At 49.2% G+C, this 14,722-nt stretch carries 12 protein-coding genes, 2 rRNA genes, 1 pseudogene and 1 riboswitch (1 of these 16 running past the window's edge); of the genes and pseudogenes, 3 read left to right on the top strand and 12 right to left on the bottom strand.

Going from position 1 to position 14,722, the window contains the following annotated elements:
• The first annotated feature begins 183 nt into the window (after positions 1-183).
• Entirely contained in the window at positions 184-651 is a 468-nt protein-coding gene (locus tag AC0WRU_RS04050; protein WP_476127316.1) for a hypothetical protein, read from the top strand.
• Positions 652-788: 137 nt separating this feature from the next.
• Here AC0WRU_RS04050 and purB read toward each other — a convergent pair whose 3' ends face one another.
• From purB to AC0WRU_RS04025, 5 genes are all read right to left on the bottom strand, one after another.
• Positions 789-2,087, bottom strand: a complete 1,299-nt coding sequence (gene purB, locus AC0WRU_RS04045; RefSeq protein WP_476127315.1) for an adenylosuccinate lyase — start codon at positions 2,085-2,087, stop codon at positions 789-791.
• A 1-nt stretch (position 2,088) separates the two neighbouring features.
• Positions 2,089-3,264, bottom strand: a complete 1,176-nt coding sequence (gene purK, locus AC0WRU_RS04040) for a 5-(carboxyamino)imidazole ribonucleotide synthase (RefSeq protein WP_476127314.1) — start codon at positions 3,262-3,264, stop codon at positions 2,089-2,091.
• Positions 3,261-3,746 (bottom strand): 5-(carboxyamino)imidazole ribonucleotide mutase, encoded by a 486-nt coding sequence (gene purE / locus AC0WRU_RS04035; RefSeq protein ID WP_013308792.1) that lies wholly within the window; start codon positions 3,744-3,746, stop codon positions 3,261-3,263. Before purE ends, purK begins: the two co-directional genes overlap by 4 nt.
• 151 nt (positions 3,747-3,897) lie before the next feature.
• A riboswitch (purine riboswitch) is annotated at positions 3,898-3,999 on the bottom strand.
• A gap of 352 nt (positions 4,000-4,351) precedes the next feature.
• On the bottom strand, positions 4,352-4,786 hold the full coding sequence (locus AC0WRU_RS04030) for a universal stress protein (RefSeq protein WP_025683565.1): 435 nt from the start codon (positions 4,784-4,786) through the stop codon (positions 4,352-4,354).
• A gap of 145 nt (positions 4,787-4,931) precedes the next feature.
• Positions 4,932-5,195, bottom strand: a complete 264-nt coding sequence (locus AC0WRU_RS04025) for a DUF1294 domain-containing protein (protein ID WP_025683566.1) — start codon at positions 5,193-5,195, stop codon at positions 4,932-4,934.
• 196 nt (positions 5,196-5,391) lie between these two features.
• Between AC0WRU_RS04025 and AC0WRU_RS04020 the strand changes: the two genes are divergently transcribed.
• Positions 5,392-5,520, top strand: a complete 129-nt coding sequence (locus AC0WRU_RS04020) for a DUF4023 family protein (protein WP_476127313.1) — start codon at positions 5,392-5,394, stop codon at positions 5,518-5,520.
• 225 nt (positions 5,521-5,745) lie between these two features.
• Here the strand turns inward: AC0WRU_RS04020 and AC0WRU_RS04015 are convergent.
• Both AC0WRU_RS04015 and AC0WRU_RS04010 read right to left on the bottom strand, forming a co-directional pair.
• Positions 5,746-5,993: pseudogene (locus tag AC0WRU_RS04015) on the bottom strand (alpha-galactosidase); the annotation flags it as partial.
• Positions 5,994-6,119 carry a hypothetical protein gene (locus AC0WRU_RS04010; RefSeq protein ID WP_476128561.1) on the bottom strand — a complete coding sequence of 42 codons (126 nt, stop codon included), beginning with the start codon at positions 6,117-6,119 and terminating at the stop codon, positions 5,994-5,996.
• Between the two features lie 348 nt (positions 6,120-6,467).
• On the opposite strand from AC0WRU_RS04010, the gene AC0WRU_RS04005 reads away from it, so the two are divergent.
• Positions 6,468-7,628: a type II asparaginase gene (locus tag AC0WRU_RS04005; RefSeq protein ID WP_476127312.1), complete on the top strand. Its 1,161-nt coding sequence runs from the start codon at positions 6,468-6,470 to the stop codon at positions 7,626-7,628.
• A gap of 285 nt (positions 7,629-7,913) precedes the next feature.
• Here the strand turns inward: AC0WRU_RS04005 and AC0WRU_RS04000 are convergent, their stop codons facing one another.
• From AC0WRU_RS04000 to AC0WRU_RS03980, 5 genes are all read right to left on the bottom strand, one after another.
• Positions 7,914-8,051, bottom strand: coding sequence for a hypothetical protein (locus AC0WRU_RS04000; protein WP_023987042.1), 138 nt, complete (start codon positions 8,049-8,051; stop codon positions 7,914-7,916).
• Positions 8,052-8,163: 112 nt separating this feature from the next.
• The gene (locus AC0WRU_RS03995) at positions 8,164-10,296 is read right to left on the bottom strand and encodes a DNA topoisomerase III (RefSeq protein ID WP_476127311.1); all 2,133 of its coding nucleotides are present in this window, start codon (positions 10,294-10,296) and stop codon (positions 8,164-8,166) included.
• A gap of 46 nt (positions 10,297-10,342) precedes the next feature.
• Positions 10,343-11,335, bottom strand: a complete 993-nt coding sequence (locus AC0WRU_RS03990) for a beta-ketoacyl-ACP synthase 3 (protein WP_476127310.1) — start codon at positions 11,333-11,335, stop codon at positions 10,343-10,345.
• Positions 11,336-11,537: 202 nt separating this feature from the next.
• Positions 11,538-11,654, bottom strand: a 5S ribosomal RNA gene (rrf, locus tag AC0WRU_RS03985).
• Positions 11,655-11,808: 154 nt separating this feature from the next.
• Positions 11,809-14,722, bottom strand: a 23S ribosomal RNA gene (locus AC0WRU_RS03980) (it continues 14 nt past the right edge of the window).

The following is a 14,722-nucleotide window of genomic DNA, read 5'->3' as shown; positions in this document are numbered from 1 at the left end:
CTAATACACCTCTTTCAAAAGAGTATGGCCCCTCAAACCTTTGCCCCTCCTAAATCCTCCCCTCGGGGAGGACCCCCAGGGCTGCTGCCCTCGGGACTCCCGCAAGGGTTTGGCGCAGTGAGTGGGCGGGGCTGTTTATTGTAGCTGGGGTGGTGTGAGCGCGTTCCGCTGGATTAAGGCTTGTTGACACAAGCTTTAATCCAGCAACGCTTTTACGTTGGCGCATATCGACGTTTTTACGAGCGTTCGCTTCGTATCAACTTTGCAACTTTATTTGCAGCTTATGGTTGTACCATGGCTCGGCGTAAGACATACCGCCAAACCATTCGGCCCGTGGCCGTAGCTCGGCACGTCATGCCGCCGAGCCTTCAGGCTTCGCCTGTCGTGCGCATATCTACGCATGCGCACTTATACGTTGGCTCAAGGCTTCGCTCCTTGAGCCTTGCGCGTTCTCGGGAGGGCTGCAGGCCGTTTGCTACGCAAATTCGGCAACCCTCACGAGAACGTTACTATGCGATAGAAAAGCAGTGGAACAAGCTTTTCTATCGCTCTTTGGGGTGGTGCGGCATCTTATGTGCCGCACCGCCCCCTATTCCTGCTCCCACACGAAGGTTGGTGCTGGAAGCAGCGGAGCGGACGGAATCGTTCTGAAGAAGCGTCAGCGCTTGCCTTTGCCTCTGGATTCCAACCATTATCTGGTCTTATACAATCACAGGAATCCAGAGGCAACAGCAATCGGAAGAATGATCTGTTCGCGCAGCGGCCTCACCAAGCGCCACCCCTCTCTCCTATTCCCCTAATCCCAGTTTTTTGAAGATCGTATCCACGTTCTTCAGATGCCAAGCCGGGTTGAAAGCATCCTCGATTTCGTCCGCGCTAAGCACGACGGTAATTTCCGGAGTCGCCTCAACGATTTCGCGGAATTGGCGTTGCTCTTCCCACGCCTGCATAGCACGCGGTTGCACGGTATCGTAGGCTTTTTCACGGCTAAAGCCCTTGTCGATCAGCTTCGTCATAATACGACCGGAGAACGGTACGCCATACGTACGCGCCATATTGCGCTTCATATTTTCAGGGAATACCGTCAGGTTCTTCACGATATTGCCAAAACGGTTCAGCATGTAGTTCAACAGCATCGTTGCATCCGGCAAAATGATACGTTCCACGGAAGAATGTGAAATGTCGCGTTCATGCCACAGTGTTACGTTCTCATACGCGGATACCATATGCCCGCGAATCACACGCGCCAGACCGGATATATTTTCGCTGCCGATTGGATTGCGTTTGTGCGGCATTGCGGAGGAACCTTTTTGACCCTTCGCGAAGGCTTCTTCCACCTCACGGAATTCACTTTTTTGCAGAGCGCGGACTTCTGTAGCAAATTTGTCCAGCGATGTGGCTACCAGTGCCAATGTCGCCATGTATTCGGCATGACGATCACGCTGGAGCGTCTGTGTGGAGATTGGCGCAGGCTTGGTGCCCAGCTTGCGGCAAACAAACTCTTCTACAGACGGATCAATGTTAGCGTACGTTCCGACTGCACCAGACATTTTACCGTATTCAACCTGGTCAGCCGCAAAACGGAAACGTTCCAAATTGCGCTTCATTTCCTCGTACCACAAAGCCATTTTCAGGCCAAACGTTGTCGGTTCAGCGTGTACCCCGTGTGTACGGCCCATCATCGGCGTATGCTTGTAAGCCAGTGCTTTTTCCTTCAAAATTTCAATAAAATTCAAGATATCGCGCTCCAGAATTTCATTCGCCTGCTTCAACAAGTAGCCAAGTGCGGTATCTACCACATCCGTGGAGGTCAGGCCGTAATGCACCCATTTGCGCTCATCGCCAAGGCTTTCGGACACCGTGCGGGTAAAAGCAATGACATCATGTCTTGTTTCCTGTTCAATTTCATAGATCCGGTCAATATCAAAGCTTGCGTTCTTACGCAGCGCCACAGTGTCCTCTTTCGGAATAACGCCCAATTCTGCCCAAGCTTCACAGGCACACAGTTCTACTTCCAGCCATGCTTTAAATTTATTTTCTTCCGTCCAAATCGCTCTCATTTCCGGTCTGCTATAGCGTTCGATCATACTATTTATTCCCCCAAATATTGGTTTGTTCAATCCATTCCAGCGCTTGTTCCGCATCCTGGCACAGTAGATTCATATGTCCCATCTTTCGGCCTAGCTTGGCTTCGCCTTTTCCATACAAATGCAGCTTGGGCACAACATCCAATCTTTCAGCTTCGGCATCCGGCTGCACGAACCGTTGAACTACGTCCTCCAAATGCTCACCTAGCACATTGACCATAACGACCGGAGTCAGCAGCTTCGTGCTTCCCAGCGGCAAGCCGCAAATGGCACGTATATGCTGCTCAAATTGCGACGTTGCGCATCCCTCCATCGTGTAATGACCGGAGTTATGCGGCCTCGGTGCCAGCTCATTGACGTACAATTGTCCGTCTTCGGTAACGAACATCTCTACAGCGAGCAGTCCCACTGCACCCAACGACTCTGCCACAGCCAAAGCCAACTTGCGCGCTTCCTCCTGGACAGGTTCTGGCACGCGCGCAGGTACAATCGACGTGTGCAAAATGTTGTTCACGTGAATGTTTTCCGCAGGTGGAAAGGCTTTGGCTTCACCGTTCGTGCTGCGTGCAACAATCACCGAGATTTCGCAGCGAAAACGAATGAACTTTTCCAGCACCAGTTCTGCACCGCTTCCAGCCAGTTGTTCGTAGGCAGCTACGGCTTCCTCGGGTTGGCGAATAACCGCTTGTCCCTTGCCATCATAACCACCAACTGCTGTCTTGAGCACACATGGCACGCCCAGTTCGGCTACCGCTTGAACCATATCCGCAGGACTACTGATTTCACGATACGGAGCGACAGGAACGCCAGCGGCTTCAATGGAGCGCTTTTCCCGTAATCGATGCTGTGTTGTATACAATAAACTGCTACCCTGCGGCACACTTGATTCCTGTTCCAAAAGCGCGGCTACACCCGCATCCACATTTTCAAACTCATACGTAATCACGTCGCATCGCCCAGCCAACTCTCTGGCCGCATGCTCATCATCATAGGCAGCGAAGATCTGCTCTGACACCTGCCCACACGGACTATCCGGTGTCGGGTCCAGCGTCACAAAACGGTATCCCATCTTTACTCCGGCCAGTACCAGCATTCTTCCCAGCTGTCCGCCCCCCAAAAGTCCGATCGTTGTACCGGGAGGTCGGACACAGCCTGCGGGTTCACATGCCTCACTCATAGCGAGTCACTGCCTTCCAGCACCTCATCACGGATACGATCGCGTCTTGCCAAGACCCGCTGGCTTATCTTTTCGTCAAAAGCGCCTAATATTTGTGCGGCCAGCAGCCCTGCATTCGTAGCGCCTGCCTTACCGATTGCCACAGTGGCAACCGGAATACCACCCGGCATCTGCACAATGGAGAGCAGGGAGTCCAGACCGTTCAGAGCCTTCGACTGAACAGGCACACCGATGACTGGCAATGCCGTCTTGGCTGCCACCATTCCCGGCAAATGCGCCGCGCCACCCGCTCCGGCAATAATAACCTTTAGCCCGCGCCCAGCGGCTTCCTCTGCAAAACGGAACATCAGATCCGGCGTTCGATGGGCTGAGACTACCTTTTTCTCATATCCGATTTCCAGCTCGTCCAGCACTGCACATGCATGTTGCATGGTGTCCCAGTCCGATGTGCTGCCCATAATGACAGCGACCTGCACTGACATGTCCTTCACTCCCTGTTTATCAATAAGCGCCAAAAATCCGGCACTCGAAAATAACGTTATTTTCAAGACACCGGACTACGAAAAACAAACGACAAAGCCTCACAAAGGCATGCCAAAAGCAAGCAAGCCTGTTTCACCGCAACAAATGCGGCTTCAGCCGTATGTCTCCCGTAGTCCGGAAATTTAAGGTTTCCAGGTAGAAACTTCCGGGCCATATCCCCGGCATTATACGAGTCAGCATTGTGCCCAATCGACCCCGAACGATATTCTAACAAACATGATCGTGGTCTGTTTCGGCTCAAACATGTGTACCTTATTAAATTTTACCTAAAGTTCTTTTTTTATCGACAATACACTTCATAGTTTAACAATTCCCTACACCTTATGTCAACTTGAAAACGAACATTATCAAAATCATCCAATTGAATGTTCGTGTTTAGCAAAACACAAACCCTTTTCTACCCGCAAGCCGGGACAATAGCTATACATTTAGCCGACTCTTTGGGCCCAGACTGCCATCATAGACCGGCTCTATACTCCACAAAAAAATAAAAGCCGGTACTTCCTGTACAGGCAGTAATCCGACTTTTATTCCTTCTATTCTGTTACTTCACGACTAGCACAGGAATGCGCGCATGCTGCACCACATTATGACTGACGCTGCCTAACACAAATTCACGAATACCACCCAAACCACGGCTGCCGATCACAATCACATCGAAGCCATTTTCATTCGCATAATCCAAAATAACTTCAGCCGGCGAACCCTGAATCAGCTCCACCTTGGCGTCAATGCCCTGATCAGCAAGCCGTTTTTTGACCTCATCCGTGGTTTGCTCCGCCAAATCGTAATATTCTTTATTCACCGAAGCTGGAAGCGGGGCCAAACCTTCACCCATGAAAATACGCGGAAAATCAAACGCCGTTACGACCTCAAGCTTTGAGGATGGTGAAGCCTTGGTTAATTCAGCCGCCTTCAACAAAGCCTTATTGGATGCCTCGGAACCGTCATAAGCAAGCAATATTTTCGAAAATAACATACATATGCACCTCTTCCTATTCAGTTTGTTAGAACAAAGCCTGAAATATGTATTCCTTTGGGCGTTCGTACATTCACATTGCCAAACGCTGGCATAGCCGCCCTACTCATCATTAAACATCCCCATGAGAGCCTAAACCACGGCTTTACCGTAAAAAATATCCGTATAGCAATGCATTAACGAACAGCAACGCAGGAATACCGAGTCTGAAGCTCATATGCTGCGTTTTGTGGCGTTTGCGGTACATCGCAATTAGCACGCCCAACGCTCCCCCGATCAAGGCCAGCAAAAACAGCGTCCGTTCGGGTACACGATCACGGTGCTTACGCGCCCTCTTTTTGTCTTCCGACATTACCAGATAGCCTACTGCGTTTATAAACAGCAGCCATACCAACAAGCCTGTCTGCAATGTCTCTCCTCCTTTTGCACACCGCACCGAGTTCAGGCATTAGTCCTGCTATAGCCCTCTCCCCTTCATTATAACTCCACCCCTTTTGCAGAAACAATGCCTTCTCCTGACTGGAATACCGCTTTTGCGGATATAGTAACGTTGTATGACGGATATCCCCGACTGCATCTATTTCGTTCTCAAAGGAGGGACTACGATGGAAAGCACCCATGAATACGTGGAAAAGCTGCGGGAAAATGCGAAAAAGGCAGATCGCAACCGTAAAAAAGGAAAAGGAACTCCCAGCGCCAGCTTGCCGACCAAACAGCATACCAACAATCCTTAATTGCAGGTACCCTGCTGTATAAGCTGTAAAACCGTGTTATTCACCTATAATGTCAGCTTGAATTGCAGTGTGTTCATTTTTAGATGTCGCAAAAATCAGATACATTGCCTTCTCTAGCTTCTGCAAAACAACAAGCAGGCTCCCTTTGAGGTGTCTGCTTGTTGTAATTTCGATGTTCACTTCCATCCTGTCGCAGTAATCTCTTCTCCCAGTCTACCCAGACAACCACCCATCGTCCAGTACAAATAGCTCAATCCCAAGCTCCTGACCAGCCGAAGCAATTTCTTTAATCCGATCCGCATTAAAATCAGAATACGTGGCTTCCCAGTTTTTAATCAGCACCGAACGAACCTGATCACGGAATCCTCCCTTGACAGTCTTGTTCAATATAAGCGATGATAGGTGCGCGACATATCACACAATTCTTCCGAGGAACGAACCAGTACAGCTTCCGGCGTCTGGAATGACTCTCCCTACCTCATGAACCAGACAATTGCACATATCATAATCACCGTCACGAAATCCACATTACAGCTTAAAGCCCGTCGAAGCGTTACATTTGAACTGCCTATATTTTCAAAACGTACAGAACGAGTGATAGCATCTAATTCATTGAATACTTTATATTGTAGAACGGCCGGAAGACCTGTTGATTTCGGTTTACCCTGTGTAATCGTATAGCTTACATAAAGTTAACTCCCCCTATCATCCTACCTCTATACAAAATCATATAAAAAGTAATAGCTATCCTCTTACTACACACCTTATACAAACAATAAACGATTACATTTATAAAAAATAAGTTATAACGTCATATTATGTGACATATGTATTGACTAAAAACAATTTTAGCCTCTATAATTCGGATATTAATGTAATTCAACAAAAATTTTGCCAGTTAATCTATCATTTATATCTATGGTTTGCACATTGGAGAGGAGCTTTATATGACTAACATGAAAAAAAAGACAATGATTCCCCTGCTGGCCAGCTTTATTCTCGGAAGTACCTTATGGAGTGGTGGTTTTACTGCTAACGCTGCGGCAGCAGCTACCACCAGCACGACTGTACCTCCATCTGCCACTACCATCATCGATAAATCTGAGAAACCACAAACAAATCATCTACCCAACATTAAAATACTTGCTACTGGGGGAACCATCGCAGGGTCATCTGCCGTCAACACCGATACAACCGACTACAAAGCAGGCGCGTTGGGTATCGAGACTCTGATTAACGCCGTTCCTGAAATGAAAAGTATTGCAAACGTCAGCGGTGAACAGGTTGTCAACGTGGGCAGTCCTGACATTAATAATGATATCCTTTTAAAACTCGCCAAACGTACGAATGAACTGCTCGCCAGAGATGATGTAGACGGAATCGTTATTACTCATGGTACAGATACGCTGGAAGAAACCGCTTATTTCCTCAATCTGGTCGTCAATAGCGATAAGCCTGTGGTTGTCGTTGGCTCCATGCGTCCAGCTACAGCAATCAGCGCCGATGGTCCTTTTAACCTTTATAATGCTGTCAAAGTCGCCGGGGCTTCTGCCTCCAAAGGTCAAGGCGTACTCGTACTGCTAAATGACCGTATCGGTGCAGCGAGATACATTACCAAAACGAACACGACAACAGTCGATACGTTCAAGTCTGTGGAGCAGGGATACCTGGGAGCTGTTGTGGGCGATCAAGTGTACTACTACAACAAATCTACACACAAGCATACAACTGCTTCTATGTTCGATATTTCCATTCTGACCCAACTGCCTCAGGTAGATATTTTATACGAATATCAAAATAACGGGCGCTATCTGTATGATGCAGCCGTAGCAGCAGGCGCCAAAGGGATCGTCGTGGCAGGCTCCGGCAATGGTTCCTTGTCCAAGACTTCTACAGAAGGTGCTGAGGCAGCAGGTAAAAAAGGAGTCATCATCGCACGTTCCAGCCGTGTAGGGAGCGGGATCGTCTCTCCGTCAACGAAAGACGCAGCGTCCAACTTTGTTTCCACTGACTCGCTCAATCCGCAAAAAGCACGGATCTTGCTCATGCTTGCTTTGACTCAAACGCATGATGTTAAAGAAATTCAGTCCTTCTTTAATGAATACTAATAAATGAGTAAATGAGGATTTGTGAAAATCCAAATAAGCATTCTCAATAAACCATAAGATATAAAAGCCAGATCACAAAAAAAGGAGCAGCAGTAACGGTGATATACCGTAACTGTTGCTCCTTTTTCGCAAGACAATGACAACCTACAACTCCATACGGAGGCCAATTGTCTTAGCCTTAATATAAGCTTCAAGTTTAAGTTTGCCCTCAGATGGTTAAATCCATACCATTCAATGGATAACTAATTCCATTTTGCTACAATCCTGTGCTCCTGTCACTTCGTATCAGGACTGTTGTTTAGGAATTCCATTTAGGCTTGGAGGATATTTCGCTTGCTTCTCTGGATGTGGAGCGATTTCTTCCTCCAAAATACTTGATTTATTTTGCTGATTATTGATTTTAAGCGACTTATGCTTGGGCATAACTACTCACCTCCTCGGCTTACCATGCCAAGGAGCGAGAGATTTTATACCGATTTGCTGATGCTTATCGCCCTTGCTGTTGACTTGATATTGGATTACTTGTAGCTGCCCGTTATTTTCCCTGCTTTTGCTCCAAGGCTGCTTTCAGCAGATCACCCAGACTGGAGCCAAGAGATTCCTGCTTTTCATAATGTCTTACCAGCTTCTGCTGTTCACGTTTGTTTACCCGTTGCTTGTCCTTATCCAGTATTTCGGTAATGCCACAAGGCAGACATCTGACATACAAACCCGCCTTGCCCTCTTTCATTTCCATTTTTTTATGGCACTGCGGACAACGACGATTCGATAGACGTTTTTCTCCCGAACGGCGATAGCCGCAATCCGCACTTGGACATACAAGGAACTTGCCCTGTTTGCCTTTCTTCTCCAAAAGCTTTGTACCACAATCCGGGCAATGGCTGTTCGTCACGTTATGGGGCTTGTATTCGGCACTGCTATTTTTCACAGTGGAAACCAGCTCTTTCGCCATCGCACGAATCGAGTCCAAGAACGGTCCCGGTTGCCCTTGACCACGGGCGATTCGTTCCAGCTCCGCTTCCCAACGTGCCGTCAGCTCCGGTGTTCTTAGCTGTGGAGCTGCCAGCTCAATCAGTTGCTTGCCTTTCCCCGTTGGATGCATTACATTTCCCTGACGCTCAATTGTATCCGAGCTAACCAGCTTCTCAATCAGATCTGCGCGAGTAGCAGGAGTACCCAGACCATGCTTCTCCATCTGAGCAAGTAGCGCCGCCTCCGTATACCGCTTCGGCGGCATCGTTCGTCCAGCACGCACAAGGCAACGCTCTATCCGAACAGAATCCCCTTTTTTCAGTTCAGGTAAAATAACACCACTTCCGTTGTCCTCACGTTCCTCTGCTTCGTCGTCCGTATCATAGAGATTTCCGTCATATACAGCACGCCAGCCACTATCTTTTATCGTCGTGCCTTTGACTTGAAACGTTTCCTGCTCTACTGTTACCGAAACCGCTACAGCATCATAACAAGCAGGTGGATAGAAAAGACTGATAAATCGCCGCGCAATCAGATCATACAGCTTACGTTCCTCCGGGCTTAGCTGATTAAGCAACAACGTCTGCTCTGTAGGGATGATCGCATGGTGATCAGTTACTTTGCTGTCATCCACAATTCGCTTCGAGATCGGCAAGCTCTTGCGCAGTAACGGGCGTGCCAAGGAAGCATACGGGCCTACAGCCACACTATTGAGCCGTTCCTTAAGGGTATCCACCATATCGGATGTCAGATAACGGCTATCTGTACGTGGATACGTGACCAGCTTATGCTGCTCATACAAACGCTGAAGTACATTAGACGTCTGCTTGGCCGAAAAGCCGTAGCGCTGGTTGGCATCCCTTTGCAGCTCGGTTAAATCATAAGCCAACGGGTGAGGCTCATTCTTTTCACTTTTTTTGACACTGGAAACCGTGCCTTTGACGCCTTCCAATTTGCGGCGCAAAGCCTCTGCTTGAGTACGGTCAAACATGCGTGAGTCGCCATTTTCCGCACGCCAAGTTGCCTGAAAATCACCAAAGTCTGCCGTCAATGTATCATATTCCTGAGAACGAAACTGAGTAATCTCCTTCTCACGTTCCATAATCATTCCCAGCGTCGGTGTCTGTACTCTTCCCGCCGAAAGCTGAGCGTTATAGCGACACGTCAATGCGCGGGTCACATTCAGACCAATCATCCAGTCTGCTTCAGCCCGACAACGAGCCGATTCGTATAAACGATCAAACTGCTGCCCAGGCAACAGCTTCGCGAAGCCTTCCTTGATCGCCTTGTCCGTCTGCGATGAAATCCACAAACGGCGAAAAGGCTTTTTCCAGTTCGCCATTTGTATAATCCAACGTGCCAACAGTTCCCCCTCACGGGCAGCATCCGTTGCCACAATAAGCTCTCCAATGTCCTGTCGTTTCATCAGCTGCTGCACAGCCTTGAACTGATGATTGCTTTCCCGTAGCACCTTCAGCTTGGTACTCTTCGGAAGGATCGGCAGGTCCTCCAAATTCCAGGTTGCATACTTGGAATCATAATCCTCCGGCTCTGCCAGTCCAACCAAATGTCCTAACGCCCACGTCACAACATACTTGGGCCCCTCTATATAGCTTTTATGCTTCTCGCGGCTTCCCATTACACGTGCAATCTCTCTGGCTACGGATGGTTTTTCTGCTAATACTAATACCTTCATGTTACGCCCCTTTCTCTTATATTGTTAATTATACCATCCGGACAGCTTACAAATCAGGCACGCTCCATTTTAACAGCAGACCTGCATAAGTCAGGCCCCCTCCGAACCCATATAACAATACCCGCTGTCCATACCGTAAACGCCCATCATCCAAACCGCACTGTAAAGCTAAAGGAATAGATGCCGCCGATGTATTGCCATAAAACTCTACACTTGTCAGCGTCTTTTCCAAAGGTATTGCCCCTCGTTCACATATGGATTCGATCATTCTCAGATTGGCGCTATGCGGTACAAACCAGTCAAGGTCCTCATTCTTCATTCCAGCCTGCTCCAATAACCGTTCTACTCCCGCTGGGACAGAGCGAACAGCCCATTTATAAACCTCACGTCCATTTTGAACAAGAAATCCATTAGCTTGCAGCTTTTCTCCATCTAAATAATCAGATAAACCTGCCCGATAGAGATGAACTCCCCCTTGCCCATAAGTTCCGATATCTGCGGTCAAAAATGATCCTTCATCCTCGTCATATTCAACAAGAGCAGCCCCTGCTCCGTCTCCAAAAAGTACACAAGTCGTCCGGTCCGTATAATCCGTAATTTTGGACAACGTTTCCGCTCCCACCACTAAAACCTTACGGTGCAGACCACCCGTAATAAGGCCGTTAGCCAGGTGAAGTCCATAGGTGAATCCTGCACATGCTGCACTTACATCCATTGATCCCGTATCCGAAATATTAAAATGGGCCTGAATTCGTGAAGCTGTACTTGGAAAGTAGTAATCAGGCGTACTAGTCGCTACAATGATCATATCAACTTCGTTTATATTTACGTCATAGAGCTTAATCATACGTGTAACGGCTTGAATGCATAGATCAGATACATATTGGTCTTCAGCCGCAATTCGCCGTTCACGCATACCCGTTCGTTGTACTATCCACTCGTCACTAGTATCCACAAGCTTCTCCAAGTCGGCATTCGTCAAAATCCGTTCAGGTACATAAGTACCCAGGGCCGTAAGCTTTGCTTTAGAATTCAACAATCTGACCACTCTCCTTTATAATCCTTGTTTCCATTATAACACCTGATACTAATACCTGATACTAATTTATTTCAAAATAGCTTCAATTGTTATGAGTTAGTCTCAATTTGTACCTTTCCTTTAAGTTAAATATATAATGTCTTACCTTTTCAACGCAAAAAAGGACCACAATCTCAAGGAGATCATGGTCCTTCTTGCTTTTGCTTGGCGACGTCCTACTCTCCCAGGACCCTGCGGTCCAAGTACCATCGGCGCTGGAGGGCTTAACGGTCGTGTTCGGGATGGGTACGTGTGGAACCCCTCCGCTATCGCCACCAAACATGAATTTGCTATGCAAATTCTACCGTATGGTTATCCGGTTCATCACCTATTGTGTGAATGAATAGCCATGCGCTTGTCGTATGTATCTTCTACATACCTTCAAGGTGTTACACCCTGAAAACTGGATCCGAAACTCCATTGCGTCCTATTCTTAGGATAAGCCCTCGACCGATTAGTATTGGTCAGCTCCATGCATTACTGCACTTCCACCCCCAACCTATCTACCTCGTCGTCTTCAAGGGGTCTTACATACTGGGAAATCTCATCTTGAGGGGGGCTTCACGCTTAGATGCTTTCAGCGCTTATCCCTTCCGTACATAGCTACCCAGCGGTGCTCCTGGCGGAACAACTGGTACACCAGCGGTACGTCCATCCCGGTCCTCTCGTACTAAGGACAGCTCCTCTCAAATTTCCTACGCCCACGACAGATAGGGACCGAACTGTCTCACGACGTTCTGAACCCAGCTCGCGTACCGCTTTAATGGGCGAACAGCCCAACCCTTGGGACCTACTTCAGCCCCAGGATGCGATGAGCCGACATCGAGGTGCCAAACCTCCCCGTCGATGTGGACTCTTGGGGGAGATAAGCCTGTTATCCCCAGGGTAGCTTTTATCCGTTGAGCGATGGCCCTTCCATGCGGTACCACCGGATCACTAAGCCCGACTTTCGTCCCTGCTCGACTTGTAGGTCTCGCAGTCAAGCTCCCTTCTGCCTTTGCACTCTTCGAATGATTTCCAACCATTCTGAGGGAACCTTGGGGCGCCTCCGTTACTCTTTAGGAGGCGACCGCCCCAGTCAAACTGCCCACCTGACACTGTCCTCGTACCGGATCACGGTACCAAGTTAGAACCTAGATACGATCAGGGTGGTATCCCAAGGATGCCTCCTCTCAAGCTGGCGCTCAAGTCTCTTAGGCTCCCACCTATCCTGTACAGATCGTACCCAAATTCAATATCAAGCTGCAGTAAAGCTCCATGGGGTCTTTCCGTCTTGTCGCGGGTAACCTGCATCTTCACAGGTATTAAAATTTCACCGGATCTCTCGTTGAGACAGCGCCCAAGTCGTTACGCCATTCGTGCGGGTCAGAATTTACCTGACAAGGAATTTCGCTACCTTAGGACCGTTATAGTTACGGCCGCCGTTTACTGGGGCTTCGGTTCATAGCTTCGCCCCGAAGGACTTACCACTCCCCTTAACCTTCCAGCACCGGGCAGGCGTCAGCCCGTATACTTCGCCTTGCGGCTTCGCACAGACCTGTGTTTTTGCTAAACAGTCGCTTGGGCCTTTTCACTGCGGCCCCCTCGGGCTATTCACCCTACCGAGGCACCCCTTCTCCCGAAGTTACGGGGTCATTTTGCCGAGTTCCTTAACGAGAGTTCTTCCGCGCGCCTTAGAATTCTCTTCTCGCCTACCTGTGTCGGTTTGCGGTACGGGCACCTTCTCCTGGCTAGAGGCTTTTCTTGGCAGTCTGAGATCATGACCTTCGCTACTACAATTTTCGCTCCCCATCACAGCCCAGCCTTACGATGTGCGGATTTGCCTACACATCAGCCTCACTGCTTAGACGGACATCCATCAGTCCGCGTCACTACCCTACTGCGTCACCCCATTGCTCATAACGGATTACGGTGGTACAGGAATTTCGACCTGTTGTCCTTCGACTACGCCTATCGGCCTCGCCTTAGGTCCCGACTTACCCTGAGCGGACGAACCTTCCTCAGGAACCCTTAGGCTTTCGGCGGATCTGATTCTCACAGATCTTTTCGTTACTCATACCGGCATTCTCACTTGAATGCAGTCCAGCGCTCCTTACGGTACACCTTCAACCCGCATTCAACGCTCCCCTACCCCTGATACCTAAATATCAAGCCATAGCTTCGGTGGCGTGTTTAGCCCCGTTACATTTTCGGCGCAGAGTCACTCGACCAGTGAGCTATTACGCACTCTTTCAATGGTGGCTGCTTCTAAGCCAACATCCTGGTTGTCTGTGCAACTCCACATCCTTTCCCACTTAACACACACTTGGGGACCTTAGCTGATGGTCTGGGCTGTTTCCCTTTCGACAATGGATCTTAGCACTCACTGTCTGACTCCCGGAACTAAGTCTATGGCATTCGGAGTTTGACTGAGCTTGGTAACCCTTGCGGGCCCCGCACCCAATCAGTGCTCTACCTCCACGACTCTTATTCCGAGGCTAGCCCTAAAGCTATTTCGGGGAGAACCAGCTATCTCCGGGTTCGATTGGAATTTCTCCGCTACCCCCACCTCATCCCCGCATTTTTCAACATGCGTGGGTTCGGGCCTCCAGTGCGTGTTACCGCACCTTCACCCTGGACAGGGGTAGATCACCCGGTTTCGGGTCTACGTCCACGTACTAAGTCGCCCTATTCAGACTCGCTTTCGCTGCGGCTTCAGCTCTTCACCTTAACCTTGCACGGGAACGTAACTCGCCGGTTCATTCTACAAAAGGCACGCCATCACCCATAGATCGGGCTCTGACTTCTTGTAAGCACACGGTTTCAGGATCTATTTCACTCCCCTTCCGGGGTGCTTTTCACCTTTCCCTCACGGTACTGCTTCACTATCGGTCGCCAGGGAGTATTTAGCCTTGGCAGATGGTCCTGCCGGATTCATACGGGGTTTCACGTGCCCCGCACTACTCGGGATCCGTCTCGGAGGGAACAGGTTTTGAATTACAGGGCTTTTACCTTCTCTGGCGGGCCTTTCCAGACCTCTTCATCTAACCGATTCCTTTGTAACTCCATGTGAGACGTCCCACAACCCCAAGGAGCAAGCTCCTTGGTTTGGGCTAATCCGCGTTCGCTCGCCGCTACTGACGGAATCACTATTGTTTTCTCTTCCTCAGGGTACTTAGATGTTTCAGTTCCCCTGGTATGCCTCTGTTCTGCCTATGTATTCAGCAGAAAGTGACTGTCGATGAAGACAGCCGGGTTTCCCCATTCGGACATCCCCGGATCAAAGCTTGCTTACAGCTCCCCGAGGCTTTATCGTTGTTCGCCACGTCCTTCGTCGGCTCCTGGCGCCTAGGCATCCTCCGTGTGCTC

The sequence above is a fragment of the Paenibacillus sp. 1-8 genome (assembly GCF_056316205.1).
This window is presented reverse-complemented; position numbering and strand designations above follow the sequence as displayed.